At 37.1% G+C, this 25,087-nt stretch carries 29 protein-coding genes and 1 other annotated feature; of the genes, 22 read left to right on the top strand and 7 right to left on the bottom strand.

What is annotated here, in order from left to right:
• The coding region (locus BCR24_RS10430; RefSeq protein ID WP_167351676.1) for an IS3 family transposase at positions 1–388 on the top strand (388 nt) is incomplete at its 5' end.
• 83 nt (positions 389–471) lie between these two features.
• Here the strand turns inward: BCR24_RS10430 and zwf are convergent.
• Positions 472–1,992 carry a glucose-6-phosphate dehydrogenase gene (zwf, locus tag BCR24_RS10435; protein WP_069640465.1) on the bottom strand — a complete coding sequence of 507 codons (1,521 nt, stop codon included), beginning with the start codon at positions 1,990–1,992 and terminating at the stop codon, positions 472–474.
• Between the two features lie 17 nt (positions 1,993–2,009).
• Entirely contained in the window at positions 2,010–2,657 is a 648-nt protein-coding gene (gene efaR, locus BCR24_RS10440; RefSeq protein WP_069640466.1) for a transcriptional regulator EfaR, read from the bottom strand.
• Positions 2,658–3,003: 346 nt separating this feature from the next.
• Here efaR and BCR24_RS10445 point away from each other — a divergent pair, with 346 nt between their 5' ends.
• The 5 genes from BCR24_RS10445 to BCR24_RS10465 all read left to right on the top strand — a co-directional run bounded on the left by BCR24_RS10445 (position 3,004) and on the right by BCR24_RS10465 (position 6,646).
• Positions 3,004–3,390 (top strand): hypothetical protein, encoded by a 387-nt coding sequence (locus tag BCR24_RS10445; protein WP_069640467.1) that lies wholly within the window; start codon positions 3,004–3,006, stop codon positions 3,388–3,390.
• Positions 3,391–3,523: 133 nt separating this feature from the next.
• Positions 3,524–5,029 carry a glycerol kinase GlpK gene (glpK, locus tag BCR24_RS10450; protein ID WP_069640468.1) on the top strand — a complete coding sequence of 502 codons (1,506 nt, stop codon included), beginning with the start codon at positions 3,524–3,526 and terminating at the stop codon, positions 5,027–5,029.
• Positions 5,030–5,056: 27 nt separating this feature from the next.
• Positions 5,057–5,854 carry an AraC family transcriptional regulator gene (locus BCR24_RS10455; protein ID WP_069640469.1) on the top strand — a complete coding sequence of 266 codons (798 nt, stop codon included), beginning with the start codon at positions 5,057–5,059 and terminating at the stop codon, positions 5,852–5,854.
• Positions 5,855–5,895: 41 nt separating this feature from the next.
• Complete coding sequence (locus BCR24_RS10460; protein WP_069640470.1) at positions 5,896–6,279, top strand: VOC family protein; 384 nt, start codon at positions 5,896–5,898, stop codon at positions 6,277–6,279.
• Between the two features lie 4 nt (positions 6,280–6,283).
• The gene (locus tag BCR24_RS10465; RefSeq protein ID WP_069640471.1) at positions 6,284–6,646 is read left to right on the top strand and encodes an MmcQ/YjbR family DNA-binding protein; all 363 of its coding nucleotides are present in this window, start codon (positions 6,284–6,286) and stop codon (positions 6,644–6,646) included.
• Positions 6,647–6,693: 47 nt separating this feature from the next.
• On the opposite strand, the gene BCR24_RS10470 is transcribed toward BCR24_RS10465, so the two are convergent.
• From BCR24_RS10470 to BCR24_RS10485, 4 genes are all read right to left on the bottom strand, one after another.
• Entirely contained in the window at positions 6,694–7,611 is a 918-nt protein-coding gene (locus tag BCR24_RS10470; RefSeq protein WP_069640472.1) for an NAD(P)-dependent alcohol dehydrogenase, read from the bottom strand.
• Between the two features lie 33 nt (positions 7,612–7,644).
• Positions 7,645–7,857 carry a helix-turn-helix transcriptional regulator gene (locus BCR24_RS10475; RefSeq protein WP_069640473.1) on the bottom strand — a complete coding sequence of 71 codons (213 nt, stop codon included), beginning with the start codon at positions 7,855–7,857 and terminating at the stop codon, positions 7,645–7,647.
• A 2-nt stretch (positions 7,858–7,859) separates the two neighbouring features.
• A complete protein-coding gene (locus BCR24_RS10480; protein WP_069640474.1) occupies positions 7,860–8,297 on the bottom strand; it encodes a hypothetical protein in 438 nt (145 codons plus the stop codon).
• 128 nt (positions 8,298–8,425) lie between these two features.
• Positions 8,426–9,169, bottom strand: coding sequence for a TraX family protein (locus tag BCR24_RS10485; protein WP_069640475.1), 744 nt, complete (start codon positions 9,167–9,169; stop codon positions 8,426–8,428).
• 444 nt (positions 9,170–9,613) lie between these two features.
• Here BCR24_RS10485 and BCR24_RS10490 point away from each other — a divergent pair, with 444 nt between their 5' ends.
• From BCR24_RS10490 to hisE, 12 genes are all read left to right on the top strand, one after another.
• On the top strand, positions 9,614–10,282 hold the full coding sequence (locus BCR24_RS10490; RefSeq protein WP_069640476.1) for a DUF4947 domain-containing protein: 669 nt from the start codon (positions 9,614–9,616) through the stop codon (positions 10,280–10,282).
• A 24-nt stretch (positions 10,283–10,306) separates the two neighbouring features.
• A complete protein-coding gene (locus tag BCR24_RS10495; RefSeq protein WP_069640477.1) occupies positions 10,307–10,621 on the top strand; it encodes a GyrI-like domain-containing protein in 315 nt (104 codons plus the stop codon).
• A 185-nt stretch (positions 10,622–10,806) separates the two neighbouring features.
• On the top strand, positions 10,807–11,256 hold the full coding sequence (locus BCR24_RS10500) for a GyrI-like domain-containing protein (RefSeq protein WP_069640478.1): 450 nt from the start codon (positions 10,807–10,809) through the stop codon (positions 11,254–11,256).
• Between the two features lie 360 nt (positions 11,257–11,616).
• Positions 11,617–11,885: a binding site (T-box leader), on the top strand.
• 164 nt (positions 11,886–12,049) lie between these two features.
• Positions 12,050–13,240: an ATP phosphoribosyltransferase regulatory subunit gene (gene hisZ / locus BCR24_RS10505; RefSeq protein WP_069640479.1), complete on the top strand. Its 1,191-nt coding sequence runs from the start codon at positions 12,050–12,052 to the stop codon at positions 13,238–13,240.
• Positions 13,237–13,878, top strand: coding sequence for an ATP phosphoribosyltransferase (hisG, locus tag BCR24_RS10510; RefSeq protein WP_069640480.1), 642 nt, complete (start codon positions 13,237–13,239; stop codon positions 13,876–13,878). Before hisZ ends, hisG begins: the two co-directional genes overlap by 4 nt.
• Positions 13,875–15,155 (top strand): histidinol dehydrogenase, encoded by a 1,281-nt coding sequence (gene hisD, locus BCR24_RS10515; RefSeq protein WP_069640481.1) that lies wholly within the window; start codon positions 13,875–13,877, stop codon positions 15,153–15,155. The genes hisG and hisD overlap by 4 nt, the downstream gene beginning before the upstream one ends.
• A 54-nt stretch (positions 15,156–15,209) precedes the next feature.
• Entirely contained in the window at positions 15,210–15,794 is a 585-nt protein-coding gene (gene hisB / locus BCR24_RS10520; RefSeq protein ID WP_069640482.1) for an imidazoleglycerol-phosphate dehydratase HisB, read from the top strand.
• The gene (gene hisH / locus BCR24_RS10525; RefSeq protein WP_069640483.1) at positions 15,795–16,421 is read left to right on the top strand and encodes an imidazole glycerol phosphate synthase subunit HisH; all 627 of its coding nucleotides are present in this window, start codon (positions 15,795–15,797) and stop codon (positions 16,419–16,421) included.
• A complete protein-coding gene (gene hisA / locus BCR24_RS10530) occupies positions 16,399–17,124 on the top strand; it encodes a 1-(5-phosphoribosyl)-5-[(5-phosphoribosylamino)methylideneamino]imidazole-4-carboxamide isomerase (RefSeq protein ID WP_069640484.1) in 726 nt (241 codons plus the stop codon). Before hisH ends, hisA begins: the two co-directional genes overlap by 23 nt.
• Positions 17,114–17,869 carry an imidazole glycerol phosphate synthase subunit HisF gene (hisF, locus tag BCR24_RS10535; RefSeq protein ID WP_069640485.1) on the top strand — a complete coding sequence of 252 codons (756 nt, stop codon included), beginning with the start codon at positions 17,114–17,116 and terminating at the stop codon, positions 17,867–17,869. Before hisA ends, hisF begins: the two co-directional genes overlap by 11 nt.
• The gene (hisI, locus tag BCR24_RS10540) at positions 17,866–18,171 is read left to right on the top strand and encodes a phosphoribosyl-AMP cyclohydrolase (protein ID WP_069640486.1); all 306 of its coding nucleotides are present in this window, start codon (positions 17,866–17,868) and stop codon (positions 18,169–18,171) included. Before hisF ends, hisI begins: the two co-directional genes overlap by 4 nt.
• 19 nt (positions 18,172–18,190) lie before the next feature.
• Positions 18,191–18,502, top strand: a complete 312-nt coding sequence (gene hisE, locus BCR24_RS10545; protein WP_069640487.1) for a phosphoribosyl-ATP diphosphatase — start codon at positions 18,191–18,193, stop codon at positions 18,500–18,502.
• A 55-nt stretch (positions 18,503–18,557) separates the two neighbouring features.
• Here hisE and BCR24_RS10550 read toward each other — a convergent pair whose 3' ends face one another.
• On the bottom strand, positions 18,558–18,956 hold the full coding sequence (locus BCR24_RS10550) for a DUF4828 domain-containing protein (protein WP_069640488.1): 399 nt from the start codon (positions 18,954–18,956) through the stop codon (positions 18,558–18,560).
• Positions 18,957–19,176: 220 nt separating this feature from the next.
• On the opposite strand from BCR24_RS10550, the gene sfsA reads away from it, so the two are divergent.
• Genes sfsA through BCR24_RS10570 form a run of 4 tightly spaced genes read left to right on the top strand, consistent with a single transcriptional unit; the run spans position 19,177 to position 24,976 of the window.
• A complete protein-coding gene (gene sfsA / locus BCR24_RS10555) occupies positions 19,177–19,914 on the top strand; it encodes a DNA/RNA nuclease SfsA (RefSeq protein WP_069640666.1) in 738 nt (245 codons plus the stop codon).
• Between the two features lie 8 nt (positions 19,915–19,922).
• Positions 19,923–20,924: a Gfo/Idh/MocA family protein gene (locus BCR24_RS10560; protein WP_069640489.1), complete on the top strand. Its 1,002-nt coding sequence runs from the start codon at positions 19,923–19,925 to the stop codon at positions 20,922–20,924.
• Between the two features lie 26 nt (positions 20,925–20,950).
• Entirely contained in the window at positions 20,951–22,234 is a 1,284-nt protein-coding gene (locus tag BCR24_RS10565) for a DEAD/DEAH box helicase (protein WP_069640490.1), read from the top strand.
• Between the two features lie 27 nt (positions 22,235–22,261).
• The gene (locus BCR24_RS10570; protein WP_069640491.1) at positions 22,262–24,976 is read left to right on the top strand and encodes a sigma-54-dependent transcriptional regulator; all 2,715 of its coding nucleotides are present in this window, start codon (positions 22,262–22,264) and stop codon (positions 24,974–24,976) included.
• The last annotated feature ends 111 nt before the right edge of the window (positions 24,977–25,087 follow it).

The following is a 25,087-nucleotide window of genomic DNA, read 5'->3' on the forward strand; positions in this document are numbered from 1 at the left end:
TCTGTCCTATCGAATATCAGAAAAACCAAATGCAAAGGCCGTTCTTGATGCTCAAAAAGAAGCCATAGAACAAACCGCGGACTGCCCCTATCGTCGGACTTTCCATTCTGACCAAGGCTGGGCTTACCAGATGAATGGTTATAGAAAGCCTTTAGCGGAGAAAAAAATATTCCAGAGCATGTCCCGAAAAGGGAATTGTCTTGACAATTCACCGATGGAAAGCTTCTTTGGTCTATTAAAGCAAGAAATTTATTATGGTGTGATTTATACAAGCTTTAAAAGGTTGAAGAGGGCAATTAAAGAGTGGATTAATTACTATAATCATCACCGAATCAAAACAAGGCTCGGCTGCAGTCCCGTTCAATATCGCAAACGGATGACCGCATAAAAACCCGACCAAATTTCTTCGGTCGGGTTATGGTCTAACTATTGGGTCTCACTTCATTTTTCGTTTTGATTCACACTCTTTTTTTATTCTAATTTTCCACGTTCTCGGTACCAAATATCAGGTTCCCAATCCCAAGTGAAACCATCTTGTTTCAATAAATCAAATGCAGCATCAGGTCCCATGGAACCCGCTGCATAATTTGGGAAATCAACAGATGTTTTATCCCAAGCTTGACGAATAATATCCACAATGCGCCAAGATTGCGCAACCTCATCCCAATGAGAGAAGTTTGTACCATCACCATTCAAACTATCTAATAAAAGTTTTTCATACGCTTCAGGGCTATTTCCTGTCGTTTCAGCGCTGTGTCGATAATCTAATTTTACAGGCGTTGTAGTAAATCCTTGCCCGATTTCTTTGCCATTCAATGTCATTGAGAAGCCTTCTGTTGGTTGGATGTAAATGGTTAAGACGTTCGGTGGTAGATCGGTTTTCTCTCCACATTTATCGATATCATCTTTGAATACATTGACTGGGACTTGTTTGAAAACAATATTGATTCGTGTCCCTTTTTCGGTCAGACGTTTTCCTGTACGGATGTAAAATGGAACCCCAGACCAACGGAAATTATCAATCAGGAATTTACCAGCAACAAATGTCTCAGTCTGAGAATCTTCCGCAACATTTGGTTCTTTACGATAGGCAACAAATTTTTGGTCATCAAGTTCTCCTTGACCATATTGCCCTCGAATAAAGTTTTCTAGGGCTTCTTTTTCTGAATACAGACGAATCGCTTGTAAGGCTTTGACTTTTTCAGCACGAATTTCAGCTTCTGAAAAGGCAACAGGAGGCTCCATTGCAAGTAAAGCCACGACTTGCAGGATATGATTTTGAACCATGTCTTTTAAGGCCCCACTATGGTCATAATAACCACCACGGTCTTCAACACCGAGACTTTCTGCAAACGTGATCTGAACATTATCGATGTAACGATTATTCCATTGTGATTCAAAAATGTTATTTGCAAAGCGGATCGCTGAAATATTTTGGATCATTTCTTTTCCTAAATAATGATCGATTCTAAATATATCTTTTTCAGGAAAGACTGCTCGAATTTCTTCATTTAATTGATAAGCTGAAGCATAATCAGAGCCAAATGGTTTTTCGATCACTAAACGATCAAAGCCATTATCAGTTAAAATCGCTTGTGATTTTAAGTGTTGGACGATCGTGCCGAAAAATTGTGGCGCCATCGCTAAGTAGTAGATATGATTACCGCCTAACTCATATTGTTCATTTAAGGTGTCGGATAATTTTTTTAGAGTATCGTAATGGTCAGAATCATTCACGTTATGAGCTTGGTAGTAGAAGTGACTTGAAAAAGCTTCTGCTTCTTCCTTTGTTGGATTCAAGTCTTTAATTGTCTCGCGTACGATTTCACGATAGTGATCATCTGACCATTCTCTTCTTGCTGTTCCGATAACAGCAAAGTGATCAACTAAGTTTCCTTTGCGATATAAACGGAATAAAGAAGGATACAGTTTTCTTTTTGCTAAATCGCCAGTGCCGCCAAATATAGTAAATAGCGCTATTTTTTCGTTCATTTTATGTCCCCACTTTCTTATAGTTGATCAACAAAAATCGTACTTGCCGCTTTATAGCTGATCGCTAATTCTTTTTTAGTATTGCTTATGCTGATTGGACCTTCATAGGCTGCAATTGCATCAATCGTGTATTCCTCATGAATTTGTAAATCGATCGAGACTAGATAGTCTAATAACTCTTTTTCATCCAATACTCGAGCAATCCGTATGATCGTTCCAACAGGATAATCTATTAAAGTTTGTCGTTTTTCTTCGTGAACAGGTTGATCATCTCCCGGGATGACCCCACCATGAGGACAAAATTTAGGCTGATTCAAATATGCAGATAAACGATTCGCCAACGTCTGAGACGTAACATGTTCCAGCACCTCTGCATCATCATGTACTTCATTCCAAGAATAATTTAGATGTTCAACTAAAAATACTTCCCATAAACGATGTTTACGAATCAGCGTACTGGCTTTTTTTAAGCCTAATTCAGTAAGTTGAACACCTTGATAAGGTGAATGTTCAACCAGTTTTTCTTTTACTAACTTTGAAATCATTTCACTGACAGAAGCGGCTGAAACGTCTAAGCCAGAAACGATTTGTTTATTGTTGATTTTATTTTCATCGCCACCTAATTCAAATATCAGTTTTAAGTAGTCTTCGCGATTCGGGGTCATATAGTTCATCCTTTCAAAGAAGCCATCAGGATAAGTTTATCAGAAAATTGTTTTTTTGACCATTTAATAATATGTTAATCTTCAAAAAAATCTTTGTCCTGCTATTTATAGACGAACAGGATAAACAAACATCGTATTGATAACGTTTTCTTTAGGGATAATGGAATGAAAGCTCAAATGCTTAGTGCATTTTAGTATCTAATAAAAATGAATTGTTAAAAAATGATGAGAAATCAGTTTTAGACAGAAAAATTCTTAATATCTTTTTATGAGTAAAATAACTATTGATTATTCTTTTAGGAATGGTTAAACTAACAAAGTAACTGAAATGTAAAGGGGGAGTAAAATGAAAGTACCGGGGATTTGGAAGGGACTAGGTTGGTTTTTAGTGATCATTCCGTTGATTGGTTTATTTGGTCTACTAAAATTAATTGTTGAAATAGGTATTGGTTATACCTTTGCTGTATTGGGCGTGTTAATGTGGCTAAGTTTGCTCAGCGTAGTCTTTTCAATTGTTGTTGGAGTATTGCTGATCAGAGGAAGTATTTGGGGCTATTATTTAACAAAAGTTTTAATGGTTATTTCGGTCATCAATATTGTTTTTCTGTTGTTCGATTTTGATTTAAGATCATTTGTATCTTTGATCTTTAGATTAATTATATTAAGTAAAGTTATATATGCTGATACAACGAATTTATACTTATCAGAATTAAGAAGTGCTTCAAAAAACTAAATGCTTAAACAAAATAGAAAAACATGCTGAGAGTCTAAAAATCTTAGCATGTTTTTTTATTTGTGCTAGAACAGGACTTTTGATTGAATTATGTTTTATAATGAAAGTATCATTTTTGGGGAGCGAACGAGGCATGTTAAAAAATAAATATATCTTATCGATTGATCAAGGAACGACAAGTTCAAGAGCGATTATTTTTAATCATCAAGGACAAGAAATAGCGAAAGCACAAAAGGAACTGACACAATATTTTCCAAATCCTGGCTGGGTAGAACATGATGCAAATGAAATTTGGAACTCGGTTCAATCTGTGATTGCAGACGTATTGATTGAGTCTAAGTTAAAACCTGTTCAAATCAAAGCGATTGGGATTACGAATCAGCGTGAAACAACAGTTGTTTGGAATAAGGAAACGGGAGAACCGATTCATCGGGCGATTGTCTGGCAATCAAAGCAGACAAATGAGATTGCTGATGAACTAAAAGCTAATGGACATCAAACCTTTATTCAACAACAGACAGGATTGATCGTGGATTCTTATTTTTCAGCAACTAAGGTAAAATGGCTGCTGGATAATGTTGCAGGAGCGAAAGAACAGGCACGAAATGGTCAATTGCTTTTTGGCACAATCGATACTTGGGTTTTGTGGAAATTAACAGGAGGGAAAGTCCATAAAACAGATTATACCAATGCTAGTCGTACGATGCTGTTTAATATCCATACCTTAGATTGGGATCAGGAGATTTTGGATATCTTGGATATTCCTCGAATAATGTTGCCAGCAGTCTGCTCTAATGCAGAAGTGTATGGCTATACAGAAGATTATCATTTTTATGGAGAAAATATTCCGATCGCTGCCATGGCAGGTGACCAGCAGGCGGCTTTATTCGGTCAAGCGGCTTTTGAAAAAGGAATGGTCAAGAATACCTATGGAACTGGTGCGTTTATTGTGATGAATACTGGTGAAACAGCGATTCTATCTACCAGTGGTTTACTGACGACGATCGGTTATGGACTCAATGGAAAAGTGACGTATGCATTAGAAGGAAGCATTTTTGTTGCAGGTTCTGCTGTACAGTGGTTGCGTGATGGGCTAAAACTGATTGAAAAGGCGAATGAATCGCAAGCCTTAGCAGAGCAAGTCACGGATTCTGATGGCGTGTATGTCGTTCCAGCGTTTACTGGTTTAGGAGCACCTTATTGGGACCAAGAAGCACAAGGCGCAATCTTTGGGTTGACTAGAGGAACAACAAAGGAGCATCTGATTCGTGCCACATTAGAATCGATTGCTTATCAGAGTGCGGATGTGATCAAAACAATGGAAAATGATTCAAATATTGAGATCAAATTATTAAGAGCTGATGGCGGTGCCTCAAAGAATGACTTATTGATGCAATTTCAAGCAGATATCATTGATAAACCAGTGGAAGCGGCTGATTTTTCTGAAACAACGGCCTTAGGTGTAGCTTATTTAGCAGGTTTAGCGGTAGGTTTTTGGCAAGACTTAGCTGAAATCAAATCATTTGTACAGACCGGCAAACGATTTGAAGCGCAAATCACAGAAGAAAAACGCAATGATCTATATGATGGTTGGCGTCAAGCGGTTCATGCAACGATGGCTTATAAAAAGAAAGAATGAATCTGATGATATAAAGGAGGCGAATCAATGTATCAACCAGAAGTTTGGCAAGGCCTGACCAGTACGTACCAAGAAATCAAACCTGATAATCGTCTGAACGCTTACATTCAATCTTACTGGTTTAGCCATGGTAATCGTACCGAGGAACCAGCTAGGATCATCCCAGATTTATGTTCAGATTTGATTGTTCAATTAAGCCCTGAGTTGGATATTTTATCCATTGAGCTTTGCGGTCCAAGCACGAACTTCTTTTATTCAATTTTAGAACAACCAGTTATATATCTAGGGATCCGATTTTATTTAGGTGGTCTGTATCCTTTTTTCAATCACTCTTTCAAGGAAATGAAAAATCAGCTTTTAGCATTAAATTTTATTGATAAGGTATTTGCTAATGATTTAGCTGACGTACTTTCTGGGAAAAAATCGTTTGCTGCGATAATTAAAAGTGTCGATTTTTATTTCCTGAAGCGTTTTAATCGTTTGGAAACAAAAAAGATTTCTCAGCCAGTTCGAGAATTTATCACGAGTCATTATGAGACGATAGACTATCGAAAAGAGGGAATAAATAATCTGATTTCTGAGAGAAGTTTACAGCGCTTGTTTAGAGAAGAAACTGGCTTGTCACCTTATGAAGCCTTTGACGTACTGCGTTTTCAAAAAGTTTACCAAGAGTTATTGATCGATCCTCAGATCAAGCAACTGGATCTTGTGGAAAAGTACCATTTTTTTGATCAGGCGCACTACACGCGAAAAATGAAAAAAATGACGGGTTTAACGCCTAGTCAAATAAAGCAATATGTCGGAATTTTACAAGACAAGTATTAAGCGACTGATTATAATAGAAGAAAAGAATGGAGGGCATCAAGATGCGTTTAGATATGGTCGGAATCATTGTAGAATCAATGGCGCAAGCAATTCTATTTTATGAACGCTTAGGTTTTGAAGCAATAGGAGAAAAACAGGCTGATTATGTAGAGCTGAATCAGTCAGAGATAAGAATTTCACTAAATACAAAAAAAATGATTGAAGGAATTTATGGTTACCCACCAAAAAGTGACGGAGATAAAATCGAATTAGCCTTTCTTTGTGATGATCCAGCCGAAATCGATCAGCGGTGTGAGGAAATGAAAAACTTTGGTTATGAGATTTTTCGTGAACCTTGGCAGGCGTTTTGGGGACAATATTATGCGATCATAAAAGATCCAGATGGTAATCTACTCAGTCTATTTTGTAATGAGCAGAAGGTATAAAAAGATGAAAGAGACCATTCACTATTTAAAAGAAGAAGCAAAAAAATGGCCCGGTGCAACGGTCAATTACCGAGAAGACTGGGATTGCGATTATTTTGGGATCGAGAAAAAATGCTTTTGCATGCTTGGAATCAATAAAACAGGTGACTGGGTGATGACAGTTAAAGGTGATCCTAAGGAAAATGAATTGCTACGTGAGCAATACTCCGATGTGATTCCTGGATACTATGCGAACAAGACCCATTGGAATTCGTTTTTACTGGAAAAGTCATCATTTCCAGATGAACAGTTGGCGGTGTTTTTGAGAAAATCCTATACATTAGTTTTTGGGAAATTGACTAAGAAAGTGCAAGCAAAGTATGAATAAGTGAAGATAAAAACGACAAAGGCAACCGCGGTCTTTGTCGTTTTTATCTATGGTAAAGTGTAATTATTGGTCACAGTTAATGCTACATTGCCTTTTTTTCGACCAGTTTCCACATATTCATGCGCTTGCGCTGCATTTGCTAATGAGTAGGTTCTATCGATCGTTGCTTTGAATCGTTCTTTTTCAACTAGCTCTTTAAGAAGATACAAATCCTCTACAAGCCCTTTGACCATTCCTTTGGATACGGAAACGAATTTCCCATTTTTACTTGTAAGCTGTTTTCTCTTTGATTTGTTTAGCTTTCCAACAGCATCAAAGACAATATCATATGTTTTATCTAGTGTGTTAAATTCTTCGGTTGTGTAGTCAATAGTAGTATTGGCACCAAGTGAGTGAACAAATTCAAGATTTTGAGTGCTGCAAATTCCAGTAACATCTGCGCCAAAGTAGGTAGCAAGCTGTATAGCTGCTGCACCGACGGAGCCAGAAGCGCCGTAAATCAAGACTTTTTGATTGGGTGCAATACTAGCTTTTCTTAAAAAATGAAGAGCTGTTGTTCCGCCAAAAGCCAATGTAGCAGTTTCTTCAAAAGTAGCATTTCTAGGAGCTAACGAAACTACAGCGTTTTCGGGTAAACAGATATATTCTGCATAACCACCAAACTTCATTCCAGTTAAGGCAAATACAGCATCTCCCACCTTGAATTTTGTGCTATTTTCACCAACTTCTTCAATAATACCTGAAAACTCAGTGCCTAAAATGGGTTGTCTAGGTCGCTTAAAGCCAAACATGATTTTCATGATCGGACCATATCGTTTTGCTCCTCTAACAACACAGTCGCCAGATGTCACTGTTGTTGCATGGATCTTTATAAGAATTTGGTTGCTTTTCGGCGTAGGTTTTTCGATCTCTTGTAACATAAGAACATCTGGTACTCCATAGCCTGTACAGATGATGGCTTTCATATCCTTTTTCCTCATCTCCTAAAATTTCGGTTACTATCCTTTGTAAGAAAATACTACTTCTAATGGTTGATCAAATACTTTAGCAATCTTAAATGCTAGTTCCAAGGATGGAGAATATTTTTCTTGTTCCAATGAAATAATCGTTTGTCTTGTAACACCTACAGCATCAGCCAAAGCTTGTTGGGTCATTTCGCCATGCATAAAGCGCTGTTTCCGAATCGTATTGCTAATTAATGACTTTCCCATATTTAATACCCTCTTTCATAATAAAAAATGTAAGAAACGTAAGAAATAACATCGGAGACGAACACAGTGAAAGCCAAAATTGTAAACATTGTAGAAATAGGTTGATGGATGGCTAATGCACCCATTGCTAAAAATAAACCAAAAGCCAATAGAAAACAAAAATTTCGAACAGCTCTGAGCTCGATCAAACGATCCCGTTCATCTGAAATGGTTGGAGCCTTATTTTTGCTGAACATGTCATTGAGTAGATTAAAAATAATCAATACAACGATATTAGAGATGACTAAAACTAACAATAGTGTTAGAAAGAACCCGCCCCATAATGAAAGAACGTCAGCTTGATTTAATTGCAATTTATTTAAGTGACCTAAATATAAATAAAAGAAAATAACCACATTTGAAACCAACAAAACCAACGCCTTTTTTGATTGATAAATCATAAGAATCCTCCTAAATAGTTTTGTGTATAAACGTTTATTCAAGTTGTAAAAACATTTATACATAGATTATCATGAAAAAAGACCTGTGTCAAAGTATTTTGACACGGGTCTTTTTTTTCTATCTAATTCTAGTGATTCAAATACCAATTAACCAAGGTAATGATCCATAAATGTGCTGGATAAAATACATAAAATAAGTATTTAAAGCCTGGATTATCGCTGCCTTTTTTCCCATTATACAGATGAATAAAAGGAATCACTAAAATAAATAGAAAATCAGGATTTCCTTCAAGCATCATTCTGATTGTGTTAAAAGAGTAATCTGGTAAGCCTAATAACGGTAGTATAACCAATGGAATTGCTAAAACAAGATAAGATATATCTCTTTTTCTAGGGGTATCTCGGAAGAAATAACTAAGCAACATAAATGGAATAACAACGATACCTCCCTCAGCAGGAATCAGTCCTAAAACAGTTGCTACCGTTAAAATGATGGCTAAGACACTTAAGGAAATTTTAGAGACTGGTTTTTTTGTGTGTTTTGCAAAATCAATCAATGTTAAAATGCTCACGCCGATTGCTAACGTTAGAAAGATATTGTTGTAAGAATAATACATTGGGTCTTTGATGATCAGTGTGTTGATCAATGTATTCCCTACAAACATGATTGCAGCCCAGACATAAAGACGAAGCAGATAATTTTTTCGGTTTCTTGTATAATGAAACCCTTCAACTGCCATAAAAGCAAAGAATACAGCAACACATCGTGTGATCATATGGATTGGATCACCAAATTGTAGTGGTAAAAGTGGGACAAGATGATCTAATAGCATCAAGCTCATCATAATTAGTTTTAATTGATTCCCGTTCATTTCATTCTCCTAAATACATGTTATTTTATTACTTTTTATAGTATAAAAGAAATAAACATTTTTGGCGTTGGAAACGTCGAACAAATGCCTTACAAAAATGAGAGAGAACGGTAAGATGATTATTTAATGGTAGGATTCACTTTGATGGAGATAAACACATCAATGGATGTTGTATTAACATAGTAGGTATAAATTTATTTTGAAAAGTATTGGCATCTATTTTTATGGGGTTGTTCATTTGATTGCCTTCTTTTACACGATCACAGTCATGCCTTTTTGCATCGCATTCATCATGTTTTCTCATAACAAATAATATAGTAATAATAGAGTTGCTAGTTAGGCAATTCTATTTAAAACGATTATCTTCTTCAATCTATTTTCTTTACTTTAGAGTTATGATAAGCTTGATTAAGGGTTGACGAATATAAAACAAAGGAGAGTAAAATGAAAAAAACAATAGTATTTTGTGGGGTATTTCTAGTATTAATGAGCGGTTGCACTGCGAAAGAAGAGGCAAGTTCCAAAACGAATAAAACAACAAAAGAGACAAGTACTTCTAGTGTTCTCGCTGAAAGTACAACAAAAGAAACTGAAACTTCTACAAGCACAAAAAAAAGTGAAACAAAAAAAGCAGCCACAACTGAAAGCAGTCCGAAAAAAGAAACGAAAAAGACTGAGGTAAATGGGCATCTTTTTACACCTAATCCAGAGGATGATGATGAGGAAGTAAGCTATCAGTCATCAGGTGATGGTAATATCTCTGCTTTTGTTCCAGACTATTCGCAATACAATAAAGAACAAGTAATCAGTATGCTAGGTGAACCAAGTCAGATCATTACTGATTCTGCTACAATCCGTGACAGACTAGAAGATAGCGAATGGCAATTGATCAAAGCACAATATGATCTTGGTAAATTAAGTGAAGAGCAAGCGAAAGCGTTTATGTTTGCGACAAAAGATTTGTCACTAGCGGCTTCTATGAGCATGAAATTAGAATTACTAGTTTACGAAGACCAAGGCAAACCCAATGTTTACTTATCAGAAGATAGCGTTAAGTTTATTACACCGATGACCGACTATATTGATTTTAACGGAAAAATAGAAACGATTTAATTTGGCTAATGGAGAGGTTGAGATGTGACTTGTAGAGTTATATTTCAGCTATTTGTAGAGAATAACCTTACGAAAATTGGGAAGTCGACTTACCGACTTACCTGTCTGATTGCTGAAAAAAATGAACAAACAAGAGTTTTTCCAAAAAGCTTAGGTGCCACATCCACATACACTGGACCATACACCGAACTGGCTTCAGTATATAGTAAAATTTTGAAGTGGATCGAGGAACAAGGATATAAGATGAACGGTGCACCTTTTGAAATCTATCAAACTGATCCTAACACCACAGAATCAGACAAAAATATTGTTGAAGTCTATTTCCCAGTAGCACTTTAAAGAGATAGTGAGCGTTAATAGCAGGTCAACAGATAATTATTCTGTTGGTCTGCTATTTTTAATTTGTATTCATGGCTTTAAAAAAGTTTTAAAATAAGTCTTGAAAATCATTTTAATAGGCATTACTCTATATTTGAGAACGACATTGATCAATATCCTCTCAAATATAAAGGAGGAGATAACGGATGAAAATTGATATCATACCCAGCCAACGAATTTTTTATTTAAGACGAATCGGAGGCTATGGAAAAGCCAACAAAGAATTGATGACAACCTTTAAAGAACGAGTAAAAGCAGAGAATTTGTTTGATGAAGAGACAATTATCTATGGGATCGCTTGGAGTGAACCAAATACACCGAAAGAGAAGTGTATCTATGATGTTTGTGTGGTTGTATCAGTAGAACAAAACAACATCGAAGGCATGGAGGAGACGATACTTAAAAATGGAAAATATGCGATTTTTAAGGTAAACCATACTGACGAAGCAGTTCAAGAATTTTGGATGGCGTTGATGAAACCTGATTTTCAAAAGAAACATTCTATTACGATTGATTTCAAACGTTCTATTTTAGAAAGATATGCTGTAAATCAAATTGAGGCAGGTTATTGCGAATTTTGTGTGCCGATTAATTAAATGAAGCTTGAGATGAAGCTACGCAGTTATGCTTTTGGAGTGTGTCTCTATAACTTAATGCTATTTGTTTAAATACCTCTTAATCAAAAATTGCTTCAATTTATCTTTGCTTGTGGATAATGAATTCTAAGATTTCCCGATTGCTTTAGCTAATGGAGTTATTCAGTTTTTTTCGATATCTTTTTAGAACAAAATCAATTGTTCTGGTAGCATAATCTGCCTCCTTTTTCATGAATAATTAAAGTACACACGATTTTAAATAGAAAAAAATTTCTCCAGTGTTTAATGTGAATTTTTCAAAAACTATTGACTATATTTGTTTTTCGTGATAAATTGTTTAAAAATATATGAGAAAAAAATGAAAGAACGATGATCAGAATAGTAGATGAATTGCTTCGTTTTAGAGAGTTTCCGTTTGCTGCAAGGAAATAACGAACACTCATCGAACACGCCTGTAAGTTGTTTTTCTGAAATACAACATTTGGTTAAACAAAAATTGTTTTCTAAATGAGTAGGAAAAATCGGAGAGTCCGTTATCACTCCTTAGTTTATCTAACTAACAGAGGCTTTTACTGTGAAGTAAAAGCGAATCTGAGGTGGGACCACGTGAAAAGTTTCTCGTCCTCTTGGCTTATTTGCCAAGGGGACGATTTTTTTATCTAGCTTCGCAAGCTAGCTCTTTAGGAAAAAGATAAAAATAGTTTGTGGTAAAAAAACACCACAATCGATTTTTCCTGCTTTTCAGTTAGAGCTGAACGAGCGCGCTGCACTTTTAAGTTTAGGAGGAATTCATATGAAATGGAATCGCAGTTTACCGTCAGGAACAAAAGATAAGCTATTCCGAGAAGCAAATGGGGCATATCAATTAGAAAAACAAGTCAATGATATTGTGAAAAAAAGAGGGTACCAACGAATCGATACACCAGTGATCGAATTTGAAGATGTCTTTTACAGTGAAGAAAAAAATGAAAAAGAATTTTACCGTTTTTTTGATAAGCAAGGACGCTTACTTGTTTTACGACCGGATATGACGATGCCAATTGGTCGTGTCATTGCCACAACAGGTATTCAGCCTCCTCTTAAATTAGCTTATAGTGGCAAAGTTTTTCGCTCAAATGATGATATGTTGGGCGAGCAAAATGAATTGACACAAGCCGGAATTGAATTGATCGGCTATTCTTCTTTAAAAGCAGAAATTGAATGTATTACCTGCGCTATTGAAATTCTAGAAGCCTTAAAAATACCCAATTTTCATTTTGAATTAGGCCATGCACAAATTTTCCGCTTGATCGTAATGAAACTGGGATTAGATGAAGCCGCAAAAACAGAACTTCAAAACCATTTTAGTAATAAAAGCTTAACCGATCTCAAGCAATTTGTTGAATGTTATCCTAGTGAATTAGATGCATTTATTTGTGCAATTCCGCGACTATTTGGTGAAGCACAAGAGGTGCTGCCGATTGCTAAGGCACTGTTGCCGGTCGAGTCAACGATCATCAACGTAATCGATGAAATCGAAACGTTAATGGACATTATTAACAGCTATCATCAAAAAATCTCGCTCACTGTCGATTTAGGCTTAGTGACATTGATGGATTATTACACAGGCGTTTTGTTTAGCGGCTATGCTGATTTAGTACCGGATATTTTTTTAAGAGGGGGCCGCTACGATCATTTGGCGGAACAATTTGAACATCCTGTGATTCCAGCTGTGGGGCTAGGAATTAATTTAGATACTTTGGTTGCATTGCAATACCAACTCAATAATCTTGCTACTTTAGATCAGCCAACGACATTAGTTCACAGTAGTATAACGCAACTGGCACAGGCAGAAGCACTAGTGAAGGAGCATCATGATTATCAATTATCATTGTTCGAAACATTGGAAGAAGCACTAGACTATGGCAGAAAGTGGCAGTATCAGCAAATTATTGAAATAACAGAAGATAAAATACAGGTAATAAAGGTGGGTGAGCGAAATTGATACCATTGACCATTGCATTGACAAAAGGACGTTTGGAAAAGCAAACATTAACTTTATTTGAACAAGCAGGAATTGATGTCTCCTTTATGCAAGACAAACAGCGCAAATTGATTTTCACTAGTCCCGATAAACGCTTTAAATTTCTTTTAGTAAAAGCAGCTGACGTAACGACTTATGTACGCCATGGTGTAGCGGATCTAGGAATCGTTGGGAAAGATGTGCTGATCGAGCATCCTTTTGGCTATTATGAAATGCTGGATTTGAAAATCGGTGTCTGCAAATTCTCAGTCGCTTCTACCAAACAATATCGACCAGATGACTATAAAAGAAAACGCATTGCAACCAAATATCCAACAGTTGCCTCAGAACACTTTCGTAAAAAAGGGGAGGATGTTGAAATCATCAAGATCGAAGGCTCCGTGGAAATTGCACCAGTTTTGGGATTGGCAGATGCAATCGTTGATATTGTTGAAACAGGTACGACCCTAAAGGAAAATGGTTTGGAAATTTTTGAAGATATTTGTCCAATTTCGGCTCGAGTAATTGTCAATAAAGCAATGCTCAAACGTAAGCGCCAAGCTATATTTCAGTTGTTTGATGAATTAGAATGCGTGATTGAAGGGGGAAAAACGAGATGAAATGGCTGACTGGAAACACGAAAGAGATTTTAACAGCATTAAACGAAGAGGCAAAACTGACGCAAGTGGACAATCAAAAAGTTGAAGAGCAAGTTCGTCAAATCATCCAAGAAGTCATCCAGAACGGTGATCAAGCGTTAAAGGCTTATTCTAAAAAATTCGATCAAGTCACGTTGCAGGATTTGTCCATCTCAAAAGAGACGATCGATTTGGCTTATCAACGAGTAGAAATAGAAGTGATTAAAGCTTTAGAAGCGGCCAAAGAAAATATTGTCAGTTATCATCAAAAACAAAAACAACATGACTTTATGGACACAGAACAAAAGGGTGTTTTACGGGGACAACTAGTCTTACCCTTAGCACGTGTAGGGGTTTATGTACCTGGTGGAACGGCTGCGTATCCTTCTTCTGTACTTATGAATGTTTTACCTGCAAAAATTGCTGGTGTCAAAGAAATCATCATGGTCACGCCTCCTTCAGACGAGGGGATTCCTGACGTGATTTTAGCAGCAGCAAAAATAGCTGGAGTAGACAAAATTTTCCAAGTTGGCGGTGCTCAAGGAATAGCGGCGCTTGCATATGGAACTGAAACAGTGTCAAAAGTCGATAAAATCGTAGGACCAGGGAATATTTATGTAGCGACCGCTAAAAAACAAGTATTTGGTACAGTAGGAATCGATATGATTGCAGGTCCTTCTGAAATTGGGATTTTAGCAGATGAAATAGCTAATCCAGTTTATATTGCAGCAGATTTATTGTCTCAAGCAGAACACGATACGCTTGCTAGAGCGATACTCATAACGAATTCTCCGAACCTTGCGACCCAAGTAGAAAAAGAAATCGTGCGGCAACTAGCGACCTTGCCTCGTAAGCAAATTGCAGAACAAGCGATTCAAAACCATGGTCGCATCATCATCGTAGCAACTATTGAAGAGATGTTTACGATCATGAATGAAATTGCTCCAGAACATTTAGAAGTGCAACTGACTGACCCAATCAGCTATTTACATGAAATAAAAAATGCTGGATCGATTTTTCTAGGAGAATATGCCTCAGAACCCGTAGGCGATTACTTTTCAGGAACCAATCATGTCTTGCCAACAAGCGGCACTGCAAAATTTTATTCACCGCTGGGCGTTTACGACTTTGTGAAGTATAGTCAAGTCACTTATTATACAAAAGAAGCTTTAGCCGATGCAAAGGATGCAATTACAATTTTAGCAAGAAAAGAGGGCTTAGAAGCACATGCTCGTGCGGTCGAGTGTCGCTTCAACTGATGCTATTTTCTAGCAGAACGGACTAATGTCTTTAAATTTGAAGGGAGAAGAAGAATGAGAACAACTACTTTAAAAAGAGAAACTGCAGAAACCAAAATTGAATTAGCGCTAGATTTAGATCGCCAAGAACCAGTAACTGTTGCAACAGGAGTTGGATTCCTTGATCATATGCTGATTTTGTTTGCGCGTCATAGTCGTATTTCATTGGAAGTCAATGTTGTGGGGGATTTGGACGTAGATAGTCACCACACAGTAGAAGATGTTGGGATCGTTTTAGGTCAGTGTATCCGTGAAGCGTTGGGCGATAAAAAAGGCATTAATCGTTATGGGACAAGTTTTGTACCAATGGATGAAACGCTAGGGATGGCTTCATTGGATTTAAGTGGGCGTTCATATCTCGTTTTTGATGCCGTATTTGATAATCCTAAATTAGGCTCATTTGATACAGAATTGACTGAAGAATTTTTTCAGGCACTCGCTTTCAATACTCAAATGAATCTTCACTTAAAAATTTTACATGGGAAAAATACCCATCACAAAATCGAAGCACTATTTAAAGCGACTGGGCGAGCATTGAGAGAAGCCATTACTGAAAATCCAGAAATTCAAGGAGTCAACTCCACGAAAGGAATGCTTTAGATGATTATTATCATTGATTATGATACAGGGAATACTCGAAATGTCCAAAAAGCATTAAATTACGTTGGGTTAGAAAATAAAATTTCGGCTGATCCTATTGAAATACAGGCAGCAGATGGCTTGATCTTACCGGGTGTCGGTGCTTTTTCATTAGCGATGGAGGAGCTTAAAAAACGGGGATTAGTCAACGTGATCCAAGCGGCAGCTAAAAAAGACACACCCATTCTAGGTGTTTGTTTAGGGATGCAGCTTTTACTAGACGGGAGCCTAGAAAATGGCTTTACAGAAGGCTTGGGATTGATTGAAGGGCTTTGCGAAAGATTGCCAGATGATCCTAATTTACTAGTGCCGCATATGGGCTGGAATGAACTGATCGTCACCCATGAAACCGCGCTCACAAAAGAAGTGAACGGCAAATATGTTTATTTTGTTCATTCTTATTACGCAGATTGTGAACCTGATGTGATTGATGCGTTAGCACAATATTCAATCAAAATACCAGCAATGATTTCAAAGGGAAATATATACGGAACACAGTTTCATCCAGAAAAAAGTAGTGAAGCAGGACTGATGATTTTAAACGGATTTAAGGAGGTGGTCGAACATGCGAATATTGCCGGCGATTGATATTAGAGAAGGAAAAGCGGTTCGTTTAGTGCAAGGTGATTTTTTACAAAAAACGATTGTGAATAATGATCCAGTAGCGCAAGCACAAGAATTTAAAGATGCAGGCTTAGAGATGATGCATGTCGTTGATTTAGATGGTGCATTAGTGGGAAAAGCAGAAAATGCTTCTTTGATTGAGCAAATGAAGAGAAAGACGGGTTTAAAAATAGAACTTGGCGGAGGAATCCGGACAATAGAGCAAATAGACAACTATGTGGCAATTGGGATCGATCGGATCATTATCGGTTCGGCAGCCTTAAGAGATCCTGAATTAGTGAAAGCAGCAGTCAAAAAGTATGGGGATAAAATTGCAGTTGGGATTGATGCTAAAAATGGAAAAGTAGCAATCAGTGGCTGGCTAGATGTTAGTGAAACCGATTATTTACAAATGGCACAAGAAATGGCAGCAATTGGGGTTAAAACGATCATTTATACAGATATTGAAAAAGATGGAACCTTAACTGGCCCAACTTTTGATGACTATGAAAAGCTTTTAAAAGCTGTACCAGCTGTACAAATCATTGCTTCTGGTGGCGTAAGTAGTCAAGCAGACTTAATACAACTAGCTGAGTTAGGTTTATCCGGAGCAATTGTTGGTAAAGCCTTTTACAATGGGGCGATCACCTTAACAGAAATGTTGGAGGTAGAAGCATATGCTGACTAAACGAATTATTCCGTGTCTAGATGTGACAGATGGACGTGTCGTTAAAGGAGTGAACTTTGTTGGCTTAAAAGATGTTGGTGATCCTGTTGATATCGCACGCTTTTATAATGATCAGGGTGCAGATGAACTGATTTTTCTGGATATTACGGCGACAAGTGATGAGCGAGAGACGATGATTGAATTGGTTGAACGAACTGCTGCAGAAGTTTTTATTCCTTTGACTGTAGGTGGCGGAATTCGCTCAATTGAGGATATGAAAAAGATGCTGCAGGCAGGGGCAGATAAAATATCTCTCAACTCTGCAGCACTCAAACAACCAGAATTGATCAAAATAGGAGCAGAAAAATTTGGCTCACAATGTATCGTAGTAGCAATCGATGCGAAACGAGTCGAAGATTCTTGGCATGTCTTTGTGAAAGGTGGACGTGAAGATACAGGAATAGATGCAATCACCTGGGCAAAAAAAGTGGTTGCATTGGGCGCAGGTGAAATATTACTGACAAGTATGGATGCAGATGGAACTAAAGAAGGCTATGATCTTGCTTTGAATCAAGCCATTTGCTCAGCAGTGAATATTCCAGTTATTGCGTCAGGCGGTTGCGGCAGTACAGCGGATATCGTAGAAGTATTCCAAAAGACCAAAGTTTCCGCCGCCTTAGCTGCGAGTATTTTCCATTACGGCGAAGTAGCAATTCCAGCATTAAAAGAAGAGTTAGCACGTAACGGGATGGAGGTTCGTCGATGAAACCAGATTTTACGAAAGGCTTATTACCTGCAATCATAATAGAAGAAAAAACAAAGGAAGTACTAATGCTGGCCTATATGAATGAAGAAAGTTATCAAAAAACACTTGAAACCAAACAAACCTGGTTTTATTCACGTTCACGACAACAGTTGTGGAATAAAGGAGCAACAAGTGGCAATACTCAAAAAGTAAAACGGATCGTGACGGATTGTGATTCAGATACATTACTTATTACAGTAGAGCAAACAGGACCTGCTTGTCATACTGGAGAACATAGTTGCTTTTTTAATGTGATTATTTAACCTAAAGGAGGTAAGGCGTATGATCGAAGCGCTATATAAAGAGATACTTGCACGTAAGGAACACCCAAAAGAAGGATCGTATACCAATTATTTATTTGAAAAAGGATTAGATAAAATTTTGAAAAAGGTTGGTGAAGAGTCGACAGAGGTGATCATTGCCGCTAAAAATGATCAAGCAGAACTAATTGCTGAAACGTCTGATCTCGTTTATCATATGCTTGTTTTGTTAGTTGAAAGAGACATTTCTTTGGAAGAAATCATAGCTGAATTAGCGAAAAGAGAAGGAAAATTAAGTAAAACCAAAGAGCGTAAACAAATTGATGAACTTTAAAAAAGTTAAAAAATAAAGCAGCATCTCATAAAAAACAATTATGAGACAGGCTGCTTTATTTTTCAGTTGGATCATTCAAAGAATCAACTGCTTCTAGAACATACGTAACATCATCTGCTTCATCATACAATGAAGCGGGTTTACCATTTAGACATTGTACGATGAGATGATACCCATATTCATCTTGGGCTACTAACCGTTTATTCGTTAATTCAACCAGCATATAACTTAATTTTTTACCATCAACAAACATTTGGAGATCGTTTTCAATCTTCAAGGTATGTTGAATCGCTTTTTGTTTGTTAACGAACCACCAGCTCCCTAAATAACGTTTATATAAATTAGGAATAATTGAATCAGCCTGAGGTTTTTCCTGTTTCTTTTTCAAGAATAATGACCCAGCGATTCCAGTAATAAGTGATGCACCTAAAAATAATGACCAATGTTTTTTCATACTATCATTCTCCTCTAAAATAATCATAGCACGAAATTAAAAAACAGACTATTCGAAAATCCCTTCCTATAAAAAAACTTAATGAAGTTGGTATTTTGATTTATCCAACTCATTTTTTCGACTAAATTTTTTGCTCAACGCATGGAGTGTCAAAACAAAAGTTTGACGATGCTTTTTCATTCAAAATATGGTATTGTTTTCAAGAAAGGGTGTTACAATGATTACATATCCAAACGTGTATTTAGCACATTTTATTGATAGACCAAATCGTTTTATTGCAAAGTGTCGTCTGCGTGAAAGCGGTGAAATGGTAACGGTTCACGTAAAAAACACTGGTCGTTGTAAAGAACTATTTTATCCAGAGGTGGAAGTTGCGTTGTCGTACCAGCCTTCACCAAAGAGAAAAACAGATTATGATTTGATTGCGGTCAAAAAAAAGGATGCTTGGTTCAATATCGATAGTCAAGTTCCTAATGCGTTAGCAGCTCAAGCATTAGTGGATGGTACAATCGTTTTACCTGATTTAAAAGGAAAGATCGTCACAGTCAAAAGAGAAAAAAAATTTGCACAGTCTCAATTTGATATATTGGTAGAAACAGATACAGGACATCAAGCCTTTGTTGAAGTCAAAGGAATGACCTTAGAAAATAACAAGTTAGGTGCATTTCCTGATGCCCCAACCTTACGTGGTTTAAAACATGTGACGGAACTGATTGAAGCCATCAAAGAGGGCTATCAAAGCTATGTCTTATTTGTGATTCAGTTTGAAAACGTTGAAGCGGCTACGATCCATACCAACATGCAGCCAGCCTTAGCAGCAATGATTTCGTCGGGGCAAAAACAAGGTCTAAGTGTCATTGCTTACAATTGTCGTGTCACACCTGATACAATAGCAATAGAACATCCAGTACCATTTGATGTCACAAAAATGTTTGAAGATCCAAATTCAGAAAGGTGAGGGTAAATATGATTCACTTAGGTATTATTGGAACAAACTGGATTAGCCATCAATTTGTCAAGGCAGCATTGGAGACCAATCGCTATGATTTAACTGCTGTTTATTCACGCAAGCTGGAAACGGCTCAAAAATTTGGTGAAGAATATGGTGATGTTGAATACGCTACAAATTTAGCGACATTTTTTGGGATTGCTCATATGGATACAGTGTATATTGCTTCTCCTAATTCATTACATTTTGAACAAGCAAAACAAGCACTTCTTGCAAAAAAAAATATTATTGTTGAAAAACCAGCCTTCTCAACTCCTGAAGAGATGGCAGAAATTATTGAATTAGCAAACCAACAACAAGTTTTCTTTTTTGAAGCAGCACGAAATATTCATGAGAAAAGCTTTAAAAAAATCGGCGAACTATTGCCTTTAAAAAATCAAATTACAGGTGCAAATTTCACCTATATGAAATACTCCTCACGTTATGATCAAGTGCTTGACGGACAAGAACCAAATATTTTTTCTCCCCATTTTTCTGGAGGAGCTATGGCTGATTTAGGTGTTTACTTAGTCTATGCCGCTGTTGGTTGGTTTGGGTTGCCAAATGAAAGTCATTATTTTGCAAGAAAAATTCCAACTGGTGTTGATGGGATCGGGACAGCGATTTTAAGATATGATTTATTTGATGTGACACTTCAAACTGGAAAAAATGCGGATTCATTTTTAGATTCCGAAATATATTTTGAAGGCGGCACATTGATTTTGGATAGTGTGAACGCAATTTCCAAAGCTGAATTTCATGATCGAAATCACCAGGAACGTGATATCATTGCGTTAACGACCGAAGAAAATCCGATGATCGAAGAAGCCCATGACTTTGCATATGTACTAGAAAATCCTGATGATCCAACGATAGGTGTACGTTATGAAGAGTGGGTGGAATTGTCACGTAATGTGAATAAAGTTGTTACAGCATTAAGGAAAAGTGCCGGTATTGTGTTTGATGCCGACAAAGATTAAGTAGTTTTAATGAAGAAAGGACTATTATGACAATTATTAAAAATTTACCAGAAGCGTGGCAAACCCATTGGCAAGCTTCTGGTTTTAGCGAGCCATCAATGATTCAAGAGAAAAGCTTCCAACCTTTAAAAGAAAAAGAAAATGTGCTAGGTATTTCACCAACAGGCTCAGGTAAAACATTAGCGTATGTATTGCCGTTACTTTTAAATGTAGAAAAAGGTCAAGGCAGTCAATTATTGATTTTAGCGCCTTCACAAGAATTGGCGGTACAAATTAGCCAAGTTGTTCGTGATTGGGCAACGTTACTTCATTTAAAAACACAAACGCTGATTGGCGGGGCAAATGTAGGCCGTCAAATCGAGAAATTGAAGAAGAAACCTGAAATTTTAATCGGGACACCTGGGCGAGTATTAGAGTTGATCAAGACCAAAAAAATTAAAAGTCACTTGTTACACACAATTGTGATGGACGAAGTGGATCAGCTTTTCCATGAAAAAGAATTAAATTTAACGAAACAAATTTTAACGAGTGCACCAACAGAATTTCAATTAGTCTTTTATTCAGCGACAGCAGATCGAGTGGCCGAAGAAGCGCAAAAATTAGCAGATCAGCTGACCGTGATCGATGTAACAGCTGAAGATCAATCCAGTGGAGTTGTAAATCATCATTTTATAGCCTTATCACCGCGGAAAAAAAGTGACTATTTAAGAAGTTTAGCGTATACGCCGGATTTTCGTGCAATGGTCTTTTTCAATCAAGTGGCTGATCTAGGCTCTGTGGAAGAAAAATTACTTTACGAAGGACTAGCGGTGGCTGGATTAGCTTCGGATCAGAACAAAACTTTACGTAAATTAGCGATCGATCAATTTTCTAAAAAACGGGCAGTAATGCTTTTGACAACGGATATTGCGGCTAGAGGCTTAGATTTTAATGCGATTCCCTTTGTTGTCAATGCTGAAGTCCCTTTATCAGAAGAAAGCTATATACATCGAGCTGGACGTGTTGGCCGAATGGGTGCTGCAGGTTCTGTCATCACCTTTGTCAACGATGCAACGAAAAGAGATTATCAACGTTTGATGAAAAAAATCGAGCTCCCTTACCAAGAAGTCTTTCTGTACGATGGAGCCATCCATTCAACACGAAAAGAAAAAAGTATTACTGAAGACAAAGGTGCAATAACTGCGACTCCTAAGAAAGATGCACCAACAAAAAAAGACACTAGTGGGCAGACAGCAAAGCCTAAAAAGCGTCCGAAAAACAATAAAAATAAAGGTGCTAGACGCAAATCGTCAATAATAGAGAATAAGTAAGAACGTCATGATTTGAGGAGGCTATCCATGAAATCGAGAAAAGACGAGATTTTAGCAGTTTTAGAACTAAAAAAACAAGGGATGACAGCAGCTGATGTTGCCAACGAGATGGCAATCGATCGAAGCAATGCCAGTCGTTATCTAAGTGAGCTTTTTAAAGAACAGAAAATAATTAAAAGTGACGGACGTCCAGTTGTCTATTCCGTTGTAACGGAAGAAGAAAAGGTTCATGTAGACAATTCTAGCGAGGTCACCTTTGATAACTTAGTCGGAGCACAAGATTCTTTAAAGGTCAGTATCCAACAGGCAAAAGCGGCGATTTTATATCCACCGCGTGGCTTACATACAATTATTTTTGGGGAGACTGGAACCGGTAAATCGCTTTTTGCAGAATGTATGTATCATTTTGCTGTTGATTCTAAAACATTGGCATCAGACGCACCGTTTGTTTCATTTAATTGTGCTGACTATGCTCAGAATCCACAGTTACTGTTTGGGCATATTTTTGGTGTGAAAAAAGGAGCTTATACTGGGGCAAATGAAGACAGTCCTGGTTTGATGTCAAAAGCAGATGGCGGGATTCTGTTCCTAGATGAAATCCATCGTTTACCACCAGAAGGACAAGAAATGCTCTTTACCTTTATTGATAAAGGAATCTATCGTCCACTTGGTGAAAGTGGTCAAACCTATGAAGCATCAGTCCAAATCATTGGGGCAACAACAGAATCTTCAGAAAGCTTTTTGACGACGTTTAACCGCAGAATTCCAATGGCGATCACGTTACCGTCCTTAGATGCTCGCTCGCTGGATGAGCGCTATGACATTATCTCGTTGTTTATCAAACAAGAAGCCAACCGTTTAAATCAGCGGATCGATATTAAACGAGAAGCCATTTTGGCTTTTATGCTTTATGAAGCAGAAGGGAATATCGGTCAAGTCAAGCGAGATTTGAAACTGGTTTGTGCCAAGTCATTCCTGCATTATCGTACGCATAATGAGTCTAGTTTAGTCATCCGAAAACGAGATTTACCTTTGCAAGTGCAAAAAGGATTACTAAAAATCAAAGAAGTATCGGATCGTTTAGATCGCTTTGTTGATAGCAAAAGTAATTATTTAAGCTTTGAGCCGGGGACAAATGAAGTGGTCTGGTCACAAGATCCAGCTCGTGATATGCAAGTGTACAATGAAATTGAAGAAAAAGTTGCAACCTTATCAGCAAACGAACTAGAGAATGTGAATTTAGAACAGCTGATTTCTAGTGACATGGATGCTTATTTTCAAACCTATGTAGACGAATTGACACAAAATCCTGTGCATAAAGAATTATTACCAGAACCGATTTGGAAATTGACAGACCGCCTATATGATATTGCAGAAAAAAGATTAGAACGTATGTATAATGAAAAAGCTCGCTTTGCGTTTGCCCTACATCTACAAAGTACCATTGATCGAGTGAGAGAAGGGCATGTGATCGTTCATCCTAATTTGAATAATGTCCGTAAGAAAATGAAAAAAGAATTTCAAGTAGCAATGGACTTGTCTGCCATTATCGAAGAAGAGAACAATATTGAAATCCCATTCGACGAAATTGGGTTTATCAGTATGTTTTTATCGATCAATGTGGGAAACAAAGAAAAAGTTCACGAAAATAATGTAGGTGTAGTTGTTTTGATGCATGGGGATTCAACAGCTTCCAGTATGTTAAAAACCGCGCAAGAATTACTTGGCACGGAAACCGGTGCAGCGATGAATATGCCGCTTACAATGGAAGTTCAAACCATGTATGAACAATTAAAAAGTTTTGTCTTGAGTCATCGCGAGAAATTGGTGAATGGGATGTTGCTTTTGACAGATATGGGTTCATTGAACTCATTTGGAAATCTAATTTTTGAAGAAACGGGTATTCGGACAAAAGCGATTACTATGACTAGTACGATGATCGTTTTAGAAGCGATCCGGATGGCTAGTGTTGGACGAAGCTTAGAAGATATCTACCAAAATATTCAAATGTCCTTTGAAAGTATTATCCGAGAACAGTTTAGAACCAGTCCTCAAAATCGAGAAGAAGTCAAAAAAGCTGTTGTTGTGACTTGTTTTACTGGGGAAGGCGTTGCCGCTAAACTGTATCAGCGAATTTTACCTGTGATTGATGAAAACAAAGTCGAAATTATCCAAATGCAATTTTTAGAACGTGAAGCGTTTAAAAAGCATATCGACAGTTTAATGGAAGAATATGAAATCAAAGCCATTGCGGGAACAGTAGATGTTGAGTATCAGAATATTCCCTTCTTCTCTGCATACGATATCTTTGATGATGAAAAATTGAACGTACTAAAACGTATTGCAGGCGATGAAGTGCCGACAGAAAAAATCGTGAAATCATTAAGTGGAACGATTACAGCAGTTGATTCTTTACAAAAATTGATTATTACATTACAAAAAACAGTACATCAGATTCAAACGGACATGCATATTATTGTCGAACCTGGGGTAGACGCAGGGATCGTGATTCATCTAGCTTTCTTAATCGATGGGATTTTAAAAAGAGAAAAATCAAACGAATTCGATAATCTGACGGAGTTTATGAAGAAAAACCGTTTAGAATCAGATGTAATCAGAACTAATTTGATGGCAATTGAAAAAACATATCGCTTATCCTTTACAGAATCGGATATTGCCCACCTAACGCAACTATTTTTAGAAAATAGGATCGAAGTAGCAACTGAGTATAAAAAAATATAGTAGTGTGTACACGTGAATCAGTGTGTAGCTAATGGAAAATAGTGTGTACACAATATGTATAGACCAAAACCCTTGTTACAATCGGATTTGGTCTATACGTATCTTTGGCAC

Source organism: Enterococcus ureilyticus, from assembly GCF_001730315.1.
GTDB classification, from domain to species: domain Bacteria; phylum Bacillota; class Bacilli; order Lactobacillales; family Enterococcaceae; genus Enterococcus_L; species Enterococcus_L ureilyticus.

Excerpts from the sequence above, each read along its gene's own strand:
- hisZ (WP_069640479.1), top strand. The coding sequence starts at position 12,050 with ATGAAATGGAATCGCAGTTTACCGTCAGGAACAAAAGATAAGCTATTC.
- BCR24_RS10455 (WP_069640469.1), top strand. The coding sequence starts at position 5,057 with ATGTATCAACCAGAAGTTTGGCAAGGCCTGACCAGTACGTACCAAGAA.
- BCR24_RS10460 (WP_069640470.1), top strand. The coding sequence starts at position 5,896 with ATGCGTTTAGATATGGTCGGAATCATTGTAGAATCAATGGCGCAAGCA.
- zwf (WP_069640465.1), bottom strand. The coding sequence starts at position 1,992 with ATGAACGAAAAAATAGCGCTATTTACTATATTTGGCGGCACTGGCGAT.
- hisF (WP_069640485.1), top strand. The coding sequence starts at position 17,114 with ATGCTGACTAAACGAATTATTCCGTGTCTAGATGTGACAGATGGACGT.
- hisE (WP_069640487.1), top strand. The coding sequence starts at position 18,191 with ATGATCGAAGCGCTATATAAAGAGATACTTGCACGTAAGGAACACCCA.
- glpK (WP_069640468.1), top strand. The coding sequence starts at position 3,524 with ATGTTAAAAAATAAATATATCTTATCGATTGATCAAGGAACGACAAGT.
- BCR24_RS10470 (WP_069640472.1), bottom strand. The coding sequence starts at position 7,611 with ATGAAAGCCATCATCTGTACAGGCTATGGAGTACCAGATGTTCTTATG.
- BCR24_RS10485 (WP_069640475.1), bottom strand. The coding sequence starts at position 9,169 with ATGAACGGGAATCAATTAAAACTAATTATGATGAGCTTGATGCTATTA.
- BCR24_RS10475 (WP_069640473.1), bottom strand. The coding sequence starts at position 7,857 with ATGGGAAAGTCATTAATTAGCAATACGATTCGGAAACAGCGCTTTATG.
- hisB (WP_069640482.1), top strand. The coding sequence starts at position 15,210 with ATGAGAACAACTACTTTAAAAAGAGAAACTGCAGAAACCAAAATTGAA.
- hisI (WP_069640486.1), top strand. The coding sequence starts at position 17,866 with ATGAAACCAGATTTTACGAAAGGCTTATTACCTGCAATCATAATAGAA.
- BCR24_RS10550 (WP_069640488.1), bottom strand. The coding sequence starts at position 18,956 with ATGAAAAAACATTGGTCATTATTTTTAGGTGCATCACTTATTACTGGA.
- hisA (WP_069640484.1), top strand. The coding sequence starts at position 16,399 with ATGCGAATATTGCCGGCGATTGATATTAGAGAAGGAAAAGCGGTTCGT.
- BCR24_RS10565 (WP_069640490.1), top strand. The coding sequence starts at position 20,951 with ATGACAATTATTAAAAATTTACCAGAAGCGTGGCAAACCCATTGGCAA.
- efaR (WP_069640466.1), bottom strand. The coding sequence starts at position 2,657 with ATGACCCCGAATCGCGAAGACTACTTAAAACTGATATTTGAATTAGGT.
- BCR24_RS10465 (WP_069640471.1), top strand. The coding sequence starts at position 6,284 with ATGAAAGAGACCATTCACTATTTAAAAGAAGAAGCAAAAAAATGGCCC.
- BCR24_RS10490 (WP_069640476.1), top strand. The coding sequence starts at position 9,614 with ATGAAAAAAACAATAGTATTTTGTGGGGTATTTCTAGTATTAATGAGC.
- hisD (WP_069640481.1), top strand. The coding sequence starts at position 13,875 with ATGAAATGGCTGACTGGAAACACGAAAGAGATTTTAACAGCATTAAAC.
- BCR24_RS10500 (WP_069640478.1), top strand. The coding sequence starts at position 10,807 with ATGAAAATTGATATCATACCCAGCCAACGAATTTTTTATTTAAGACGA.
- BCR24_RS10560 (WP_069640489.1), top strand. The coding sequence starts at position 19,923 with ATGATTCACTTAGGTATTATTGGAACAAACTGGATTAGCCATCAATTT.
- hisH (WP_069640483.1), top strand. The coding sequence starts at position 15,795 with ATGATTATTATCATTGATTATGATACAGGGAATACTCGAAATGTCCAA.
- BCR24_RS10480 (WP_069640474.1), bottom strand. The coding sequence starts at position 8,297 with ATGATTTATCAATCAAAAAAGGCGTTGGTTTTGTTGGTTTCAAATGTG.
- BCR24_RS10570 (WP_069640491.1), top strand. The coding sequence starts at position 22,262 with ATGAAATCGAGAAAAGACGAGATTTTAGCAGTTTTAGAACTAAAAAAA.
- BCR24_RS10445 (WP_069640467.1), top strand. The coding sequence starts at position 3,004 with ATGAAAGTACCGGGGATTTGGAAGGGACTAGGTTGGTTTTTAGTGATC.